The sequence below is a fragment of the Sinorhizobium terangae genome, from assembly GCF_009601505.1.
Taxonomy (GTDB): Bacteria; Pseudomonadota; Alphaproteobacteria; order Rhizobiales; family Rhizobiaceae; genus Sinorhizobium; species Sinorhizobium terangae.
On the sequence record NZ_WITC01000004.1, the window covers coordinates 1 to 19,132 of the forward strand.

Annotated in this window: 18 protein-coding genes and 1 other RNA gene; 6 read left to right on the plus strand and 13 right to left on the minus strand. The window is 62.1% G+C overall.

All coding sequences use genetic code 11. The annotated features are described in order from the left end of the window. Positions 1–157: 157 nt before the first annotated feature. From GHK62_RS00355 to ruvC, 4 genes are all read right to left on the minus strand, one after another. Positions 158–1,060, minus strand: coding sequence for a metallophosphoesterase (locus GHK62_RS00355; protein ID WP_153436392.1), 903 nt, complete (start codon positions 1,058–1,060; stop codon positions 158–160). Positions 1,061–1,062: 2 nt separating this feature from the next. Next, the gene (ruvB, locus tag GHK62_RS00360) at positions 1,063–2,103 is read right to left on the minus strand and encodes a Holliday junction branch migration DNA helicase RuvB (protein WP_153436393.1); all 1,041 of its coding nucleotides are present in this window, start codon (positions 2,101–2,103) and stop codon (positions 1,063–1,065) included. Positions 2,104–2,274: 171 nt separating this feature from the next. Then, positions 2,275–2,892 carry a Holliday junction branch migration protein RuvA gene (gene ruvA, locus GHK62_RS00365; protein ID WP_153436394.1) on the minus strand — a complete coding sequence of 206 codons (618 nt, stop codon included), beginning with the start codon at positions 2,890–2,892 and terminating at the stop codon, positions 2,275–2,277. A gap of 259 nt (positions 2,893–3,151) precedes the next feature. After that, positions 3,152–3,664, minus strand: coding sequence for a crossover junction endodeoxyribonuclease RuvC (ruvC, locus tag GHK62_RS00370; RefSeq protein WP_153436395.1), 513 nt, complete (start codon positions 3,662–3,664; stop codon positions 3,152–3,154). Between the two features lie 169 nt (positions 3,665–3,833). Between ruvC and GHK62_RS00375 the strand changes: the two genes are divergently transcribed. Further along, a complete protein-coding gene (locus tag GHK62_RS00375) occupies positions 3,834–4,835 on the plus strand; it encodes an LLM class flavin-dependent oxidoreductase (protein WP_153436396.1) in 1,002 nt (333 codons plus the stop codon). Positions 4,836–4,927: 92 nt separating this feature from the next. On the opposite strand, the gene GHK62_RS00380 is transcribed toward GHK62_RS00375, so the two are convergent. From GHK62_RS00380 to GHK62_RS33815, 6 genes are all read right to left on the minus strand, one after another. Continuing rightward, positions 4,928–5,674, minus strand: coding sequence for a YebC/PmpR family DNA-binding transcriptional regulator (locus GHK62_RS00380; RefSeq protein WP_153436397.1), 747 nt, complete (start codon positions 5,672–5,674; stop codon positions 4,928–4,930). A 137-nt stretch (positions 5,675–5,811) separates the two neighbouring features. Continuing rightward, positions 5,812–6,645, minus strand: a complete 834-nt coding sequence (locus GHK62_RS00385) for an MBL fold metallo-hydrolase (protein WP_153436398.1) — start codon at positions 6,643–6,645, stop codon at positions 5,812–5,814. Positions 6,646–6,929: 284 nt separating this feature from the next. After that, positions 6,930–10,109: an efflux RND transporter permease subunit gene (locus tag GHK62_RS00390; protein WP_153436399.1), complete on the minus strand. Its 3,180-nt coding sequence runs from the start codon at positions 10,107–10,109 to the stop codon at positions 6,930–6,932. Further along, positions 10,106–11,266: an efflux RND transporter periplasmic adaptor subunit gene (locus tag GHK62_RS00395; protein WP_153436400.1), complete on the minus strand. Its 1,161-nt coding sequence runs from the start codon at positions 11,264–11,266 to the stop codon at positions 10,106–10,108. The genes GHK62_RS00390 and GHK62_RS00395 overlap by 4 nt, the downstream gene beginning before the upstream one ends. A 291-nt stretch (positions 11,267–11,557) precedes the next feature. After that, a complete protein-coding gene (locus GHK62_RS33810; RefSeq protein ID WP_153436401.1) occupies positions 11,558–12,382 on the minus strand; it encodes a TIGR00282 family metallophosphoesterase in 825 nt (274 codons plus the stop codon). 6 nt (positions 12,383–12,388) lie between these two features. Further along, positions 12,389–12,970 (minus strand): 5-formyltetrahydrofolate cyclo-ligase, encoded by a 582-nt coding sequence (locus GHK62_RS33815; protein ID WP_153436402.1) that lies wholly within the window; start codon positions 12,968–12,970, stop codon positions 12,389–12,391. Between the two features lie 281 nt (positions 12,971–13,251). Between GHK62_RS33815 and GHK62_RS00410 the strand changes: the two genes are divergently transcribed. From GHK62_RS00410 to GHK62_RS34035, 3 genes are all read left to right on the plus strand, one after another. Then, complete coding sequence (locus GHK62_RS00410; protein WP_153436403.1) at positions 13,252–13,467, plus strand: helix-turn-helix domain-containing protein; 216 nt, start codon at positions 13,252–13,254, stop codon at positions 13,465–13,467. A gap of 318 nt (positions 13,468–13,785) precedes the next feature. Then, entirely contained in the window at positions 13,786–14,334 is a 549-nt protein-coding gene (locus GHK62_RS34030; protein WP_234886729.1) for a LysR family transcriptional regulator, read from the plus strand. Between the two features lie 44 nt (positions 14,335–14,378). Continuing rightward, positions 14,379–14,648 (plus strand): type 2 periplasmic-binding domain-containing protein, encoded by a 270-nt coding sequence (locus tag GHK62_RS34035; RefSeq protein ID WP_234886730.1) that lies wholly within the window; start codon positions 14,379–14,381, stop codon positions 14,646–14,648. A 20-nt stretch (positions 14,649–14,668) separates the two neighbouring features. Here GHK62_RS34035 and ssrS read toward each other — a convergent pair. From ssrS to GHK62_RS00430, 3 genes are all read right to left on the minus strand, one after another. Continuing rightward, positions 14,669–14,827: non-coding RNA, 6S RNA (gene ssrS / locus GHK62_RS00420), on the minus strand. Positions 14,828–14,882: 55 nt separating this feature from the next. Next, a complete protein-coding gene (locus GHK62_RS00425) occupies positions 14,883–15,260 on the minus strand; it encodes a cell division protein ZapA (RefSeq protein WP_153436404.1) in 378 nt (125 codons plus the stop codon). Between the two features lie 10 nt (positions 15,261–15,270). Next, positions 15,271–15,540: a DUF4164 domain-containing protein gene (locus tag GHK62_RS00430; protein ID WP_136508101.1), complete on the minus strand. Its 270-nt coding sequence runs from the start codon at positions 15,538–15,540 to the stop codon at positions 15,271–15,273. 526 nt (positions 15,541–16,066) lie between these two features. Here GHK62_RS00430 and tkt point away from each other — a divergent pair. Beyond that, on the plus strand, positions 16,067–18,049 hold the full coding sequence (tkt, locus tag GHK62_RS00435) for a transketolase (protein ID WP_153436405.1): 1,983 nt from the start codon (positions 16,067–16,069) through the stop codon (positions 18,047–18,049). Positions 18,050–18,119: 70 nt separating this feature from the next. After that, complete coding sequence (gene gap / locus GHK62_RS00440; RefSeq protein WP_153436406.1) at positions 18,120–19,130, plus strand: type I glyceraldehyde-3-phosphate dehydrogenase; 1,011 nt, start codon at positions 18,120–18,122, stop codon at positions 19,128–19,130. Positions 19,131–19,132 lie beyond the last annotated feature (2 nt).

Genomic DNA, 19,132 nt, shown 5'->3' on the forward strand with positions numbered 1-19,132 from the left:
GTGGAATCAAAGAGTTACAGCGTCCTTTGTGCGTCCCAAAGGACGCACGACGCTGTAGGATGAGAGGGTTGGCCCGCGAGTCCCTTCGCCCGCCTCCGGGGAGAAAGCGGCGGCAGCCAGATGAGGGGCGAACCCAATCGAGAAACGCGGACGCCACCTACCCTATGTCGACAACAACAATCTCCGGCGGCACGCCGAAACGGATCGGCGCGAGCGAGCAACCGAGGCCGCCGGAGACGATCAGGTGGCGATCATCCTCGATCACGTGTCCGTAGGCATAGCGGTCGCCGTAGCTCGACGGCACCATCGGAGCGTGGCCGAGAAACCGTACCTGGCCGCCATGGGTATGGCCCGACAACGTCAGCGCCACACGCGACGGCACGCGGGGAAAAATGTCCGGCTCATGCGCCAGCAGGATGGCCGGAGCGGTGTCGCTGACTTGCGCAAGCGTGCCGTCGAGATCATCGAGCCCCTGCATGTGTTTGCGTTTCCACTTCTTACCCGCAATCAAGGCGCGCTGGTCCTCGAGGCCTGCCAGCCAGAAGCCCTGACCATCCTTCTCCAGCCGGACCGCCTGGTTGCTGTAGACCTTGATGCCGACGTCCTGGAGCGCCCTGTGTCCGAAGGTCGGTCCGCTGCCATTTCTCTGCGCGGTCTTGTCTTCCCACCAGTCGTGATTGCCCATGATGGCATGAACGCCGAGCGGCGCCGACAGCGTCGCCAGCGCCTTGGACCACTCGCTGGAATGAACGTAGCGGGTCACGAAGTTCATGCCGGCCGCATAGTCGCCGAGCAACACAGTAATGTCGCCACCGAGATCGTTCGCCTGCCGACAGATCGAGGCGATGCGGCTCGCGGACATCCAGGGTTCGCAGGCATGGATGTCGGCGAGTGCCACGATGCGCAGCTTCAACCCGGGCGTCCAGCCGGTCGGCGTCAGCGCGTAACGGGTCACGTTGAGCCGGGCCAACGGCTCGAAGGCAAAGGCATAGCTGCCGAGCGCCGCAAAGCTCGTGAAACTGCCGCCGATGAATTTCATGAAATCGCGACGGGTGATCATCCTCATTCGTCCTCGAGCGTCAGGCGGAATTGCGTCGCCTCGATATCCTTCGGCGGGTTGAGCCCGAGATGTTTCCAGGCGTTCGCCGTCAGCACCCGGCCGCGTGGCGTGCGCTGTATGAAGCCCTGCTGGATCAGATAGGGTTCAATAATATCCTCGATCGCATCGCGCGGTTCCGAAAGACCCGCCGCAATCGTGTCAATGCCCACCGGACCGCCACCGAAATTCTGGGCAATCATGGTCAGATAGCGACGGTCAAGCTGGTCGAGCCCCATATTGTCGACCAGCAACCGCGTCAGCGCCTCGTCGGCAAGCTCCCGCGTCACCGCCTCGACCCGCGCCACTTCGGCGAAGTCACGCACCCGGCGCAGGAGCCGGCCGGCGATGCGCGGCGTGCCGCGGGCGCGGCGAGCAATTTCGCGCGCCCCTTCGTCGGTCATGCCGAGGCCCATCAGCCGAGCGCCACGCCGGACGATCAGCTCCAGCTCCTCGACCGTGTAAAAATTGAGACGAACCGGAATACCGAAGCGGTCGCGCAACGGCGTCGTCAGGAGGCCGAGGCGCGTCGTTGCCGCCACCAGCGTGAACTTCGACAGGTCGATCTTCACAGAGCGTGCCGCCGGTCCCTCGCCGATGATGAGGTCGAGCTGGAAATCCTCCATCGCCGGATAGAGGATTTCCTCGACCGCGGGGTTCAGACGGTGGATTTCGTCGATGAACAGCACGTCGCGTTCTTCGAGATTGGTGAGCAGCGCCGCAAGGTCACCGGCCTTGGCGATCACCGGTCCGGACGTCGAGCGAAAATTGACGCCGAGCTCCTTTGCCATGATCTGGGCAAGCGTCGTTTTGCCGAGCCCCGGAGGGCCGACGAAAAGCACGTGGTCGAGCGCCTCGCCACGATTGCGCGCGGCCTCGATGAAGATCTTGAGATTGGCGCGCGCTTCCGCCTGTCCGGTGAATTCGTCGAGCGATTGCGGACGCAGGGTCGCGTCAAGATCCTCGCCCCGCTTCTCCGGCGCAATCAGGCGTGCGGCTTCACTCATCTCAAAACATCCATTCGGGCTGAACCGCGGTCATGGGAAAGCTGACGGCAAAGCCGGCCGTCCCGACGGCTGCGACGCTCAACCATACCGGGAGCGCGGCAGCCGATCCAGCAAGGTCGGCTCGCGATCCATGTACTCCGATGTCATTGTGGCTGCAGAAAGGCCTGCCATTCACCGGGAGAGTTCCTTCAGGCCCAGGCGGATGAGTTTGGCGCTGTCGGCGTCCTCTCCCCCATTCTTCAATGCAGCCGCGACAGCGTTTGCCGCCTGATCGCGCGAATAGCCGAGATTGGTGAGCGCCGAGACCGCATCGGAAACCGGCGCCGGCGCAACGCCTTCGCCGAGTTCCTGCTTCAGGCCGATCGACGGGGTCATCTCGCCGGCAAAAGCCGGAGCCTTGTTCCTGAGTTCGGTGACGATACGAACGGCCACTTTTGGCCCGACACCCGGTGCTCGGGAAATCGACGTTTTGTCCTGCAAGGCTATGGCGTTGGCCAGCTCGCCGGGCGTCAACGTCGAAAGCACGGCCAATGCGACCTTGGAGCCCACGCCCTGAACGCTCTGAAGCAGCCGGAACCACTCGCGCTCCAGCGCACTCATGAAGCCGAAGAGCTTCAATTGATCTTCACGCACATAGGTCTCGATGAAGAGGACCGCTGCCTCCCCGGCCCGCCCGAGCTTTGCCAGTGTCCGCACCGAACAATGGGCGACGTATCCGACTCCGTGGACGTCCAGAATCACGTGATCTTCGCCAATCTCGTCTATGGTGCCCTTGAGCTTACCGATCATCTGGCTTCCGTCTCTCTGCGTCCCTGAACCTGAAGATTCCCTGGTAGGTCATCATCCATCCTACCCCCTCTGGCCTGCCGGCCATCTCCCCCACAAGGGGGAGACCAGATGCGGCACCATCCGTGCCTCCACCGGAGCTTTCCGCTTGCTGACCTGTTTCGGTCGAAGCGAGGGGTAAGCGGCACGTACTCTCCCCCCCTTGTGGGGAGATGGCCGGCAGGCCAGAGGGGGTGACCCATCGCAACCGTCCCTTCCACGACTACCCCGCAAGCGCCGCAAGGCGACTCGTCACCGCCTGCCGGTTGTGCGCATGGCAGATGGCGATGGCGAGCGCGTCGGCGGCATCGTTGCCCTTGAACTGAACCTTCGGCATCAGCACTTTCAGCATCATGTGGATCTGCTGCTTCTCGCCATGGCCGACGCCGATCACCGCCTTCTTCACCGCATTCGGCGCATATTCCGCTACTCTGAGACCGGCACGCGCCGGAACCAGCATGGCAATCCCTCGTGCCTGGCCGAGCTTCAGCGTCGCTGTCGCGTCCTTGTTGACGAAGGTCTGCTCGACGGCGGCTTCGTGCGGCTGGTAGCTGTGGACGACATCGGCAAGCCCGTCGTGCAATTGGCAGAGACGTGACGCAAGATCCATCTCGCCATCCGAAATCACCGTGCCTGAGGCCACGAAACGCAACGAGTTACCCAGCGTCTCGATAATGCCCCAGCCGGTGCGCCGAAGGCCCGGATCGATGCCGATGATGCGAATCGTATTCTGCATGCCTCACCCTATGTCGGTCAGCCTAACGCTGCCAGCAAAAAGTGAACAAAACAAAAACATTACACAGGAATGCCCGGCGGTGTCGTGAAAAAGGCTTGCGCACTATTGGCTTTAAGAAACTTGAACCTACATTGCGATCGATCAATTTCTCTTAATTGAAGGCCTCGCCATGATTCCCTTCTCCATTCTCGACCTGTCGCCGATTACCGAGGGCGGCAGCGTCGCCCAGTCGCTCGAAAACTCGCGTCGGCTGGCGATCGCCGCCGAGGAGAACGGTTACAAGCGCTTCTGGCTGGCCGAACATCACGGAATGAAGGGAATTGCGAGCGCGGCGACCTCGCTGGTCATCTCCCACGTGGCGGCGGCGACACGATCGATCCGCGTCGGCTCGGGCGGAATCATGCTGCCCAATCATTCGCCCCTCGTCATCGCCGAGCAATTCGGCACGCTCGCCGCGCTCTATCCGGGCCGCATCGACCTTGGCCTCGGTCGTGCGCCCGGCACCGACATGAGGACGGCACAGGCGCTCCGCCGCAACATGGAGGCGAGCGCCAACAATTTTCCGAATGATGTCGTGGAGCTCCAGGCGCTGCTCGGCCCCGTCACCGAAGACCAGAGGATCATCGCCGTCCCCGGCGCCGATACCAATGTGCCGATCTGGCTGCTCGGTTCCAGCCACTTCAGCGCTCACCTTGCCGGCATGCTCGGCCTCCCCTTCGCTTTCGCCTCGCATTTCGCCCCCGACATGCTGCTCACCGCTCTCGAAATCTACCGCGAGCGCTTCACGCCATCGGCCGGTCTCGAAAAACCGCACGTGATGGTCGGCGTGATGGGCGTCGCCGCCGATACCGACGAGGAGGCAAATTACCTCTTCACCTCCATGCAGCAGTCCTTCGTGGCACTCCGCCGCAACGCGCGCGGCCGCTTTCCGCCGCCGGTCAAATCCATGGATGGGCTCTGGAGCGACGACGAAAAGATCTTCGTCGATCACGCCATGACCTACGCGGTCGTCGGTAGTCCCGAGACGATTCGCAGGAAAATTCAGACCTTCCTTGAGCAGACCAGGGCCGACGAGCTGATCATTTCCATGCCGATCTTCGACATGGAGGCGCGGCTGCATTCCTTGAAGCTGTTTGGCGAGGCGCAGGGGGATCTTGCGGCCGCAGAGTGAGCAAAGGTTTCGTCGGCAGCGAAGCCATGCTGAAACAAAAAACCCGCGTTCCACTCGGAGCGCGGGTCGTTTTCGTCAGATCAAAAGAAAACTTAGGCCGAAAGCCTGGCAAGAACCTCATCGGAAACTTCGAAGTTCGAATAGACGTTCTGAACGTCATCGTCGTCTTCGAGGTTATCGATCAGCTTCATCAGCGACTGCGCCTTTTCCTCGTCCACCGGCACGGTGTTCTGCGCCTTCCAGATCGCCTTGACGGTTTCCGCCTCGCCAAGAACCTCTTCGAGGGCCTTCGACACCTCGCCGATATTCTCGAAGCTGCAAATGATCGTGTGACCGTCTTCGTCCGTCGTCACATCGTCGGCGCCCGCTTCGATCGCCGCTTCCATGACCTTGTCTGCATCGCCGGCGGAAAGCTTGTAGGTGATTTCGCCGACGCGATCGAAGGAGAATGAAACCGAGCCGGTCTCGCCAAGTGCGCCGCCGGCTTTGGTGAAGGTCGAGCGGACATTGGAGGCGGTGCGGTTGCGATTGTCGGTCAGCGCCTCGACGATGACGGCGACGCCGCCCGGGCCGTAGCCCTCGTAACGGACTTCCTCATAGTTCTCCGCATCGCCGCCCGACGCCTTCTTAATCGCCCGCTCGATGTTGTCCTTCGGCATCGACTGCGCCTTGGCGTTCTGGATCGCCAGCCTGAGGCGCGGGTTCATCGCCGGGTCAGGCATGCCCGACTTTGCCGCGACGGTGATTTCGCGCGCGAGCTTGGAAAACATTTTCGAGCGCACCGCATCCTGACGGCCCTTGCGGTGCATGATGTTCTTGAACTGTGAATGGCCAGCCATGGCGCCCTCTGCATGCATGAATTTATTGAGATGGGGCGCCTTATAGTTTCATTGCCGGGCCCCGTCCAGCAGGGCCGCGTGTTTTCAATGCGCGGAAATCCGCCGCCGTCAGAGCGCGGATCGCCGCGGTGGGCAGCTCAACCGCCGAGGAGAACATAGATCAGGGGCTTGCTCGGCAGGGAGCGCAGCGACACCTTCACGCTTGACTCCGTGGCAAAGCTCTTGTCGTAGTCGTCGCCGAACATCGCCAGAAAGTCGTTGATCAACGGCGGCCGGTGCATTGGCAGGATCAGCGCGGCGCGCAGACGGGATACGACGCGGCTCATGCTCTCGGCGCCCATCGTCAGGCCGCCATCGACCGGGACCATCAGCACGTCGAGCCGGCCGATCTGGCGGTAATGGCTGTCGTCGAGTTCGTAATGCAGGTGGCCGAGATGGCCGATGCAGAGGCCGGCAACCTCGAAGATAAAGATCGAATTGCCGTTGTGCTCCATGCCTCCGTAGCCGGAACGTATGTCCGTCGTGACATTGCGGATATAGGCGTCGCCAACGACGAGATCATGGTCGGCCGGCTTGCCATTATCGCCCCAGCCATGCAGGACGTGCTGGATGGCGGGGTCCGGCGTCAAAGTATAGTGGCTGGAATGGGCCTTGTTCATCGTGACCACAGTCGGCGGTGCAGGGGGCCGGAACCAGCCGTTGTAGTCGGTGGCGATCGAAATTCCGCCTGGCGTTTCGATCAGGAACGTCGAGTGGCCGAGGTAGGTTATATTGACTTCGCTGTCGGCCGCACTCGCCGGCATTGTCCCCGGAACCGTGAAGCTGGCGAATGTCGCCTTTGGCGTGGCTTCGGCTATCGCCTGGCATTGGCTCACCGGCGGTGAAGGCTGCTGCGCATGCGCATGTTCGGGCCAGAACGTATGGATCAGCCAGATGGCAGCCAGAGTGTAGGCAAGGTATCGGAGCAGCATCCTTCACCTCTCACACGCGTTTTAGGGCGGGATGAGGAAAAGTGTACGCGGTTTTCCGCCCGCATCCCGCTCTAACTCCTTAGAATCGATCACGATGACTTCAGGTCGATAAGATCTAAAGTCATCGTGATCTGGCGCGTGGCAGGATCATTCAAGGCCGCAGGCCCGTCCAGCGCCAAACTGGCGCCGGCGCTCACAATCGCGTCATTGTCCGCATTTGTCGAACGAGGGCACTGAAAGCGTATTCAGGTCCAATACCCTGGCGCAGGATCGGCAAGACGCACTCACTCAGCCGGTGCGCCCGGTGCTTCCTCGACGGCTTTCACCCGTTTCCGGCCAAGCGAGCGCAGCGTCACATAGAAGACAGGCGTCAGGAACAATCCGAGGAGGGTCACGCCCAGCATCCCGGAAAAGACCGCCGTACCGAGCGACTGGCGCATTTCGGCGCCCGGACCCGTTGCGATCACCAGCGGCACGACGCCGAGGATGAAGGCGAAGGCGGTCATCAGGATCGGCCGCAGCCTCAGCCGGCTTGCGTCGATCGCTGCCTCCACCGGCGTTTTGCCTTCCTCCTCACCTTGTCTGGCAAATTCGACGATCAGGATGGCGTTCTTGGCGGCAAGGCCGATCAGCACGACAAGACCGATCTGCGTGAGCACGTTGTTGTCGAACCCCCGGATGGCAACACCGAGAAGGGCAGCCAGAACGGAAAGCGGCACGATCAGGATGATCGCCAACGGCAGCACCCAGCTTTCATATTGCGCCGCGAGCGCGAGAAAGACGAAGATCACCGAGAGCGTAAAGATGAAGACGGCCGTGTTGCCGGTCTGGCGCTCCTGGAAAGCAAGCTCGGTCCACTCGAAGGTTGTACCCTGCGGCAGGACCTGGGCAGCGAGTGCCTCCATCTTGTCAAGCGCGGTGCCGGTCGCGACGCCAGGCGCCGGATTGCCTTGGAGCGGCACGGAAACATACATGTTGTAGCGCTGGACAAGCGAAGGCCCGCTGGTGTCGCGGATTTCGACGAGCGTTCCGAGCGGTACCAGCGCACCCGATGCGGAACGAACCTTCAGGGCGAGGATGTCGTCCCGTTCTACCCGGTATTTCTGGTCGGCCTGGGCGCGAACCTGGTAGACACGACCGAATGCGTTGAAATCGTTGACGTAGGATGTGCCGAGATTGATCGAGAGCGTTTCGAAGATATTCGGGATCGGCACGTTCAGTGCCCGTGCCTTGTCTCGGTCGATCGCCAGGAAGAATTGCGGGCTCGACGCCGAGAAGGTGGTGAAGACCCCGGTCAGCCCCTCCGTCTGGCTGGCCATGCCCATCATCTGGCGGGCAAGCCCGAGGGCGCGGCGCATGTCGGCGCTCTGACGATCCATGACCTGCATCTTGAAGCCACCGGCATTGCCGATGCCGCGCACGGACGGCGGCGGAATAGCGATGATGAAGGCCTCCTGGATGCTCTGCATCGTGCCGAAGATCTGGCCGATGATCTGGGTGGCGCTTTGCCCGTTCTTGAGCCGCTCCTCGAAACTGTCGAACGGCGTGAAGATGACGCCGGCGTTGGATGCATTTGTGAAGGTCGCGCCACTGAAACCGGCAAAGGCGACGGCGTCCCTGACGCCTGGCACCTTCCTGATCATCTCCGATGCCCGCTGCACGACCGCGTCGGTCCGTTCGAGCGAAGCACCATCGGGAAGCTGGATGACGACGATGGCATAGCCCTGGTCCATCGTCGGGATGAAGCCGCGCGGCACGATCTGCGCCATGTACCAGGTGGCCCCGAGAAGACCGGCGAAGACGACGAGCGAGGCGCCAATCGCCAACCGTGTCTTGACGAGATGGCGTACCACCCAGCCATAGCCGTCAGCCATGCGATCGAAGCCGCGGTTGAAGCCGTTGGCGAACGCCCGACCGACACGTGTGACCGGATTGCGGCTCTCACGCTCATGGTTCTCGTGCGGGCGCAACAGAACGGCCGCGAGCGCCGGCGAGAGCGTCAGCGAATTGATCGCGGAGATCACCGTCGCTACTGCGATCGTCACGGCGAACTGCAGATAGAACTGGCCAGAGATACCCGGAATGAAGGCGGTCGGCACGAATACCGCTGTCAAGACGAGCGAAATCGCAATGACCGCCGCACCCACCTCGTCCATCGTCACATGCGCCGCCTCTCTCGGCGTCATGCCTAGCGCGAGATTGCGCTCGACGTTCTCGACGACGACGATCGCGTCGTCGACGACGATGCCGATCGCAAGCACGAGCCCGAATAGGGTCAGCATGTTCAGCGAAAAGCCGAAGGCAAAAAGCAGCCCGAAGGTGCCGATCAGCGAGACCGGGATGGCGACGATCGGAATGATCGCCGTGCGCCAGGATTGCAGGAAAACGATCACCACCAAGGCCACGAGGATCGCAGCCTCACCGATCGTCTTGTACACTTCATTGATCGATTCCGAGATGAACTCCGTCGGGTTGTAGATGATCCGGTATTCCAGCCCCTCCGGAAAATCCTTCGAAAGCTCAGCCATCGTGGCCTGGATCGCTTCCGCCGCCGCGAGCGCATTGGTACCGGGGCGCGAGAAGATGCCGAGCGCAACGGCGGGCTTGCCATTCAGGTAGCTGTTGGTGACATATTCGCGGGCGCCAAGCTCGACGCGGGCGACGTCCTGCAACTGCACGAGCCTGCCGTCTTCCGTGGCCTTGACAATCACGTAGCGGAACTGCCGCGGGTCGCTGAAACGCCCGTCGGTCGTAACCGTGTACTGGAAGGCGGTGTCGCCCGACATAGGCGGCCCGCCGATGGAACCACCCGAAACCTGGACGTTCTGCTCGCGCAGCGCCTCGACGACATCGCCGGAGGTCATGCCATAGGCGGAGAGCTTCTGCGGATCGAGCCACACACGCAGCGCATATTCGCGCTCGCCGAACAAGGTAACGTCGCCGACGCCGTCCAGCCTGACGAGAAGGTCGCGGATGCGCGTACGGGCGTAGTTCGAGACATAGAGCTGGTCGTAGCGGTCGTTCGGCGACAACAGATGAACGACCATCATCAGATCCGGCGAGCTCTTCGTCGTCGTGACGCCGATGCGCCGGACCTCCTCGGGCAGCCGGGGCTCGGCTACTGAAACGCGGTTCTGCACCAGCACCTGAGCCTGGTCGAGATTCGTGCCAAGCTTGAAGGTGATCGTCAGCGCCATCGAGCCGTCCGCGGTCGAATAGGAGGACATGTAGAGCATGTTCTCGACGCCGTTGATCTCCTGCTCGAGCGGGGTGGCGACGGTGTTGGCAACGGTCTCGGCATCCGCGCCCGGATAGGAGGCGCGTACGACGATGGTGGGCGGCGCGATTTCCGGATATTGCGCCACCGGAAGCTGGGAATAGGCGATGCCGCCGACGATCAGCAGCACGATCGAAAGCACCGAGGCGAAGATCGGCCTGTCGACAAAGAAATGGGCGAACCTCATTGGGCGCTCTCCGCCGCTTGCGCCGCTTCCTGCGGCAGCACGACGAGCTCCGGCTTCACCTTCGCGCCCGGCCTGACGCGCATGAGACCGTTGACGATAATCGTCTCGTCGCCGGTCATGCCGCTGCGGATGACCCGATAGCCATGCAGCCGCGGTCCGAGACGCACGGGCTTGGTCACGACGCTGCCATCCTGGCCGACCTCGTAGACGACGCGTTCGTTCTGGTCGGCGGCGATCGCCTCATCAGGAACAAGGATCGCCTTGTAGGTGTTTGAGCCTTCCACCTCCACACGCCCAAAGAGGCCCGGCTGGAGGATGAAGTTCGGGTTCGCGAACCGGGCGCGCAGGCGCATCGTGCCTGTTTGGTTGTCCACCCTGTTTTCCGAGAAGTCGAGCTTGCCTTCGAACGGTCGTTCGGTGGCGTCGGCGATCGTCACCAATACGCTGAGCGCCCCACCGCCCTCCTGTAGCGCACTGCCCCGCTCCCGGGCAGTGCGGGCGTAGGAAAGCACGCGACGCTCATCGACATCGAAATAGAAGTCGATCGGGTCGAGCGAAACGATGGTCGTCAACACCGTCTGATCGGCCTGGACGAGGTTACCCGGCGAGATCAGGCGTCGATCGACGCGACCGCTCAGCGGCGCTGTGATCGTCGTGTACTCGAGGTCGAGCTTGGCCCGCTCGACGGCTGCCTCCGAGCCGCGCACATTCGCCTGCGCCGCAAGCAGCGCGCGGCGATCGTCATCGAGCTTGGACACGGAGAGCGTGCCGCTTCCGGTGAGCGACTCCGTCCGCTTGAACGTGCTCTCCGCGAATTCAAGTGTCGACCTCGCCGCCGCAAGAGAGGCTTCGGCCTGGGAGAGAGCGGTGCGGAACGGTCGCTGGTCGATGACGAAAAGTTTGTCGCCTTTCTTCACCAATGCCCCGTCGGTAAAGAAGACCTCATCGAGATAACCGCCGACGCGGGACCGGACGGCGACCTGGTCGACGGGCTCGAAGCGACCGATGAATTCATCAGCGTCGATCACATCGCGCACGACCGGCTTGGCGACGGTCACCGTCGGCGCCGGCGGCGCGTTCTGGGCAGCCGCAAGCGATGCGGCGAGAAGAACGAACGGAACACTGAAGATTGCGGGCAACGGCCACTTTCGCAACATGCACGTCCTCCGAAAGCAGTTGAAAGCCGAAATCGCCCGGCGTGGATTTTACGTTCGGGCTGGCGACACTGAAACCCGAAGCGGGAGGCATTCGGGCGGCATTAAATGGAAAACTTGCAACAGCGGCCGCATCCCGTGCGGCTCTGATTTTGACGCTAACCTGCCACCATTTGGCGGGGCTGTCACTTGAAAAAACGCAATTCCCGGAAGACGATACCGCAGGACGGGATAGCCGGCTGCAAGTGCTAGAATAGGGTGGAAAAGCGCTTGCTCGCGCCGGCTGCGCCCCGTTTACGACCAGAACTCAGGGATCGTTTCGTCGAGCCTCGGGCCGAGCCGGAGCGGCGCGATCTTCTCCGCAAGACCGGTGCGATCGGAAATCTCGACGCCGACGCCGCAAAGGGTCGCGGGCCCGGACGCCGCCTCGAAGCGGCCCTTCGGCATCTTTGAGATGAACCGGTTGAGCGGCTCTTCCTTGTCCATGCCGAGTGACGAGTCATAGTCGCCGCACATGCCTGCATCGCTGATATAGGCGGTGCCGCCGTTGAGGATCTGATGGTCGGCGGTCGGAACGTGAGTGTGGGTTCCGACCACGAGGCTGGCGCGGCCATCGACGAAGTGTCCGAAGCATTGCTTCTCGCTGGTGGCCTCGGCATGGAAGTCGAAGACGATGGCGTCGGCCTGCTCCCCGAGCGGACAGGCGTCGAGGATCGTCTCGGCGGCCTTGAAGGGATCATCGAGCTCGGGATGCATGAAAACCCGCCCCATGATGTTGGCGACCAGCACGCGGGCCCCGTTGCGGGCAAAGAAGAGATTGGAGCCACGCCCCGGCGTGCCGGCCGGATAGTTCGCAGGGCGCAGGAACTGGTCGTGCCTCTCGCAGAAGACCACCGCTTCCTTCTGGTCCCACACATGGTTGCCGGTCGTCACCACGTCGGCACCGGCATTGATCGTTTCCAGGAAGATATCTTCGGTGATGCCGAAGCCGCCTGCGGCGTTCTCGCCGTTGACGATGACGAAGTCGAGCTTCAGGTCCCCGACCAATCCGGGGAGGCGTTCCCAGACCGCCGTGCGGCCCGTCTTGCCAACCATGTCCCCGAGAAAAAGAAGCCGCATACCCGTTCAATCCTGTTTGAAATGCCGGAAGCCGCTCTCCGTCAGCACCGCGTCCAGCGCGACGTCGTGCGGTTCAGCCGGCACTGATGCCACTTCCTGGCAGTCGAATGCAATCCCGATCAGTCGCGGCATATGCCCTTTGCGGCGCAATCGTTCGATTGCGCGGTCATAATAGCCGGCGCCGTAACCGATCCGGTGCCCGGCCGAATCGAAGGCGGAAAGCGGCACAAGCATGATGTCGGGATCGAGTTCGGGCGCGTCCGGCCCGGGGCCGGTGGTGCCGAACCCGGTTTCGACCACCGCGACGCCGTCGACAAGTTCGCGGAAGACGATGGTTTTCTTGTCCAGGATCACCGGCAGGCAGAGCCGGGCGCCGCGGTCCCTGAGCCGCACCATCAGCGGACGGATGTCCGCTTCCGAGCGAATGGGCCAGAAACCGGAAACGACATGGCCGGGATCGAGCGCGATGACATCACCGGCGTGCTCGGCCATGGACAGGCTCGCCTCGATGCGCACCTCCAACGGCATTTCATCACGCAGAGCCAGGCGTTCCTTTCTAAGCGCTGCCTTCAAATCTTTCGGTGACATCCGACAACCTTATCCTGCGGGGTTTTCGCCTTCATAGCGCAAAGCGCTCCGTAGCTGGAACCACGCCGCCGCCGCTTTTGCAACACCTCACGACAATCCCGTGCGCCTTTCCCGTTTCGGCACAGCATTAGCGCTCCATTCATCACTGCGCGCGGTTCCGCTTTCACGCGTCACCTTGGGCGTGCAAATAAGTTCGCGTTTTCAGATAATTAGCATCATCTAATCCGCGCAGAGAATGCGGAACTGTGGCCTTAACGGGCGAGAGTGGGCGGGCAGACAAGATGAACCAACTCGATCCCCTCGAACTGCGTTGCCTCACACTAGCCGCCTGCGGCAGGACCAGGCAGGACATGGTGCGTGAGACCGACATTCCGATGGAACGCATCAACAGCGCGCTCGATGAAGCGATGCGGAAGCTTCAGGCGACCAATCTCGCGGAAGCCATCTTTCGCGCAGCAAGACTCGAACTGCTTCATAACATCCAGTGGGAACGATAGGCCGGGTCCAGGCGGGTGGCGTCGAGGTCCGCTAACCAGCCGGGCTCGCCCGGAAGACCAGCGTCATTGAGCAATCGCGGATTATGCCATGGTGCCTCTGGATACGGCGCAGCCTGCGCGGCCTGCCACACGCGCCAGCGCGCGACCAGCCCCTGTAGTTGAAAGGCGAGGGAGGAGCCGGCGGAACCGGCAAGGAATGGCACACTCATCAGCGGAACTCCGGATGGCGCTCGACACTGTTGAATTCTCCACCCTCCGTTGACATCCGGCAAACGAATTGCAAACATAGCTGTCATCAGATTTTCTGATGGCTGCAAGATGTCCCTTCCGCTCGACAGCGACCTGCTGAGAACCTTCCTTGCGGTTGCCGACACCGGCAATCTGACCAAGGCGGCCGACAGCGTCGGGCGCACCCAGTCAGCCGTGAGCATGCAGATCAAGAAGCTTGAAGATGCGCTCGGCGACACGCTTTTCGACCGGCATTCGCGCGGGGTCGCGCTGACGATGCAAGGCCGGCGCCTTATCGACAACGCGCGGCGCATCGTGGCGCTCCTCGACGACACCGCGGCGGCCATGCGCCAGCCCGCGCTCGACGGCGCGGTCAGGATCGGGATTCCCGAGGAGTATATCAACTCCACGCTTCCAAGAGCGTTGGGTGCGTTTGCCGCCATACACCCCGGCGTGGAGGTCACGGTGCAACAGGGCACCTCGATGTCCAACCGAACGGCCCTCGAGGCAGGCGAGATCGACATTGCGGTCGTTTTCGAGCCCGGCGGGCGCACCAAGAACGAAGTCTCATGGTGGATCCGACTGTCTGGGTTACCTCGGATCAGCACTGCACACATGAGCGGCAGCCATTGCCGATAGCCACATACACATACGCCACGGGCGGATGGTGCGATGACTTGGCGATGCAGAGTCTGAAGAGGCGTGGAAAACGCAGTCGCGTCGCCTATGTCAGCCGAACGAGCGGCGGTCTGATCGCGGCCGTCGTTTCCGGTCTTGCGATCGCGCCGCTGTCGCGCAGCGCCATACCGCCCGGCTGTCGCGAACTGACCGAGGATGACGGGTTCGGCATCATCGACATGTCGAATGTCGTGCTGCGCACTAGGCTGGAAAATCGGTCACCGACGATCGATGCCATGGCCGACGCCATCCGCAGCGCTTTCTTGGGCCCATAGCGGTCCGCCAAGAAGGAGAAGTGCGATCCACGACGACCGGTGGATAGTTTACGATCCCGGGTGCCTACTAAGTAGGTGGGCGCCGTATGTCCGAACCCACGAGTTCGGCCAGGGACAGCTCCCTTGAGATCGTGTATGGCCCCGGGGATTGTGGTTCCTGTCGGGAAGCGCAGACCGCGCGCTCAGATATAGAGGCTCTTTTCCGTTTTCGCCAGAGGGGTCTTTTAAAGACGATCAGTTGGCCGGAACAGCGGGGCGGCCATTGAGCTTGGCAGCGATGCTATGAATCTGGGCCGTGACTTCGCTGAGCGCCGAGGCCAGTGCCTCCTCGCTCCTCGCCTGTTCGGACAACGCAACGTCGCGGCCGCTCTTCAGATTGCCGAGTTCCGTTTCAAGGCTCTTCAGCCGGCGATTGACCTCGCTCAATTCGTCCATGACCATGATGCCGGCCATCACGGTCAGCCGAAGATCGCCGATTTCTCCGAACTGTCCCTTGAGATGGGCCACATATTGGTCGAATCTCGCCGCGAGGTCGCTGAGGTGATCCTCCTGCCCTTCCTCGCAGGCCATGCGGTAGGCCTTGCCGTCGATCGTCACCGTTACCTGCGCCATCGCGTAAACCTCAACGATCCAGCACCGCTCGAATGGTTTCCATTGCCGTCACCAGGCGACGGGAAACTTCGCGGTTGACTTCCTCCAGCCGGTTGGCCCGGAACTGGGACTGGTCGAGCTCCTGTGCCAGCCGCGCCCGGTCGGTATTGACCCGCCGCACCTCGCCCTCGAATTCGCTCAAGTCCCTTTCCTTGTCGAAACGACCGTCGATCGCGCCCTCAAGCGACTGGACCGCGTTCCGTAGCTCCTCGATCGCCGCTTTGACCGTCTTTGCCGGCATGCTCCGATACCTCTCTGGAGCGGGATGAGGAAAACGTGTGAAGCGGATTTCCGCCCCGCCCTAAGTCAACCTGCCACTGCATGATCCCCTAAATCGAAATCGACTTAAGGACAAAATCATGCAGCATTCCAAAGTGCTACAGCGACCTTGGCGCGTCCGACTGGACGCGCGGGCGCCGTAGAATTCTCTGCGCGTTCCGGGAACGCGGCGCTCCGGAAGAGCCGAATCGGCAGACGCAGTCCGCTGCTTCGCCTCGATTCTTTTTAAACCCATTCCCCAAGTCTCAACAATGCCCTCGGCCGCAATCGGCGTCGGAAGCTGTGGATCATCGCTCCTTAGCAAGCGCAACATCACTCAATGCTGCAGCGCAAGAACGATATCGAAAAGCACGCCACCATTTAGTCGCGGAAGGCCAGTATTTCGTATCAATTGACTCGCGCGGTGCACCTGCTATGTGTCTGCCGCTTCTCATACGGTCTTGGAGGATAGAGACCGTCCCTGACCACCGAACTCAAACGGAACAGTCATGATCTCTCGCGAAAAACACGATCGGATGGCAAATGCGATCCGCTTCCTTTCCATGGACGCCGTCGAGAAGGCAAATTCCGGTCATCCAGGCCTCCCGATGGGCGCTGCCGATATCGCAACCGTCCTTTTCACGCGGTATCTGAATTTCGACCCCAAGAACCCGGCCTGGCCCAACCGCGACCGCTTCGTGCTTTCGGCCGGCCACGGCTCGATGCTGCTCTACTCTCTGCTCTATCTCACGGGCTACGAGGACATCACCATCGACGAGATCAAGAACTTCCGCCAGCTTGGTTCGCGCACGGCCGGCCATCCGGAATACGGCCATGCGGCCGGCATCGAGACCACCACGGGTCCGCTCGGCCAGGGCATTGCCAATTCGGTCGGCATGGCGATCGCCGAACGCAAGCTGCGTGACGAATTCGGCAGCGACCTGATGGAGCACTATACCTACGTGCTCGCCGGCGACGGCTGCCTGATGGAAGGCGTCAGCCAGGAGGCGATCGCGCTCGCCGGCCATCTCAAGCTCAACAAGCTGATCGTCTTCTGGGACGACAACAACATCTCGATCGACGGCCCGATCTCGATCGCGGATTCGACCGACCAGCACGCGCGCTTCCGCGCCTGCAACTGGAACACCATCGCAGTCGACGGCCATGATCCGGATGCGATTGCCGCTGCGATCGAGCAGGCCCAGAAGTCCGACAAGCCGACGATGATCGCCTGCAAGACCGTCATTGGTTTCGGCGCCCCAAACAAGGCCGGCACGCACAAGGTCCATGGTTCGCCGCTCGGCGCCGACGAAATCGCCGCCACCCGCAAGGCGCTTGGCTGGGAGGCCGAGGCCTTCACCGTTCCCTCGGACGTGCTTGACGCCTGGCGCCTCGCCGGCCTTCGCTCGACGAAGACGCGGAAAGACTGGGAAGAGCGCCTCGAAAAGACCGAGACCGAGAAGAAGGCACAGTTCATCCGGCGCTTCGCCGGCGAGCTCGAAGGCAGCCTTGCCTCCGCAATCAGCGCCTACAAGCAGAAGCTCGCCGAGACCAAGCCGTCGCCCGCGACCCGCAAGGCCTCCGAGGACGCGCTCGAAGTCATCAACGGCATTCTCGCCGAGACGATCGGCGGCTCTGCCGACCTCACCGGCTCGAACAACACCAAGACCAGCCAGACCCATTCGATCACGCCGGACAACTTCTCCGGCCGCTACATCCACTATGGCGTGCGTGAACACGGCATGGCGGCGGCGATGAACGGCATGGCGCTGCACGGCGGTCTCATCCCCTATTCCGGCGGCTTCCTGATCTTCTCGGATTATTGCCGTCCGTCGATCCGCCTCGCAGCGCTGATGGGCATCCGCGTCATCCACGTGCTGACCCACGATTCCATCGGTCTCGGCGAAGACGGCCCGACCCATCAGCCGGTCGAGCACATGGCTGCGCTGCGCGCCATTCCGAACCTCTTGATGTTCCGTCCCGCCGACGCAACCGAAACAGCCGAATGCTGGCAGCTCGCGCTCGAAAGCCACAACCGTCCGTCCGGCATTGCGCTGACGCGCCAGAACCTGATGGCGGTGCGCACGGAATATGAGGAAGACAACCTCTGCGCCCGCGGCGCCTATGACCTTATCTCCGCCAGCGATGCCCAGGTGACGATCTTCGCCACCGGCTCGGAAGTCGAGATCGCCGTCAAGGCCTGCCAGGCGCTCACCGCCAAGGGTGTTTCGACGCGCGTCGTGTCTGTTCCCTGCTTCGAGCTCTTTGCCGAGCAAAGCGAAGATTACCAGCAGGCGATCATCGGCAATTCACCGGTTAAGATCGCCGTCGAAGCCGGCATCCGGCAGGGGTGGGATCACTTCATCGGCACCGATGGCACGTTCATCGGCATGTCGAGCTTCGGCGCTTCCGGTCCTTACAAGGACCTCTACAAGCATTTCGGCATCACGCCGGACGCTGTTGTAGCGGCCGCCGAAGCCAAACTGTCCTGATCAAGCCGGGGGGCGCTTCCCAAGGCGCCTTCTATTCGTAAAACGCCATTCTGATAGGGAAGGACCCGATATGACAGTGAAAGTCGCCATCAACGGTTTTGGCCGCATTGGCCGCAACGTGCTCCGCGCGATCGTCGAATCCGGCCGCACCGACATAGAAGTCGTCGCCATCAACGATCTCGGCCCCGTTGAGACCAACGCTCACCTGCTGCGCTATGACTCGATCCACGGTCGCTTCCCGGCCGAAGTCAAGGTCGAAGGCGACACGATCACCGTCGGCGGCGGCAAGCCGATCAAGGTAACGGCGATCAAGGATCCGGCGACGCTGCCGCACAAGGAACTCGGCGTCGACATCGCGATGGAGTGCACCGGCATCTTCACCGCGCGCGACAAGGCGGCCGCCCACCTCGAAGCAGGCGCCAAGCGCGTCATCGTCTCGGCCCCGGCCGACGGCGCCGACCTGACCGTCGTCTACGGCGTCAACCATGACAAGCTGACGAAGGATCATCTGGTCATCTCCAACGCCTCCTGCACGACAAACTGCCTGGTTCCGGTCGTCAAGGTGCTGAATGACGCTGTCGGCATCGACCACGGTTTCATGACTACGATCCACTCCTACACGAACGACCAGCCGTCGCTCGACCAGATGCACAAGGATCTCTACCGCGCCCGCGCAGCCGCTCTGTCGATGATTCCGACATCGACCGGCGCCGCCAAGGCCGTCGGCCTGGTTCTGCCGGAACTGAAGGGCAAGCTCGACGGCACGTCGATCCGCGTTCCGACCCCGAACGTCTCGGTTGTGGATTTTAAGTTCGTCGCCAAGCGCAACACCTCGGTGGAGGAAATCACCAACGCCATCAAGGCTGCCGCAAACGGCGCGCTGAAGGGTGTTCTCGGCTACACGGAAGAGCCGCTCGTTTCGCGCGACTTCAACCATGACAGCCACTCCTCGATCTTCGCGATCGACCAGACCAAGGTCATCGAAGGCAACTTCGTCCGTATCCTCACCTGGTACGACAACGAATGGGGCTTCTCGAACCGCATGGCCGACACGGCGGTGGCCTTCGCCAAGCTCATCTAACT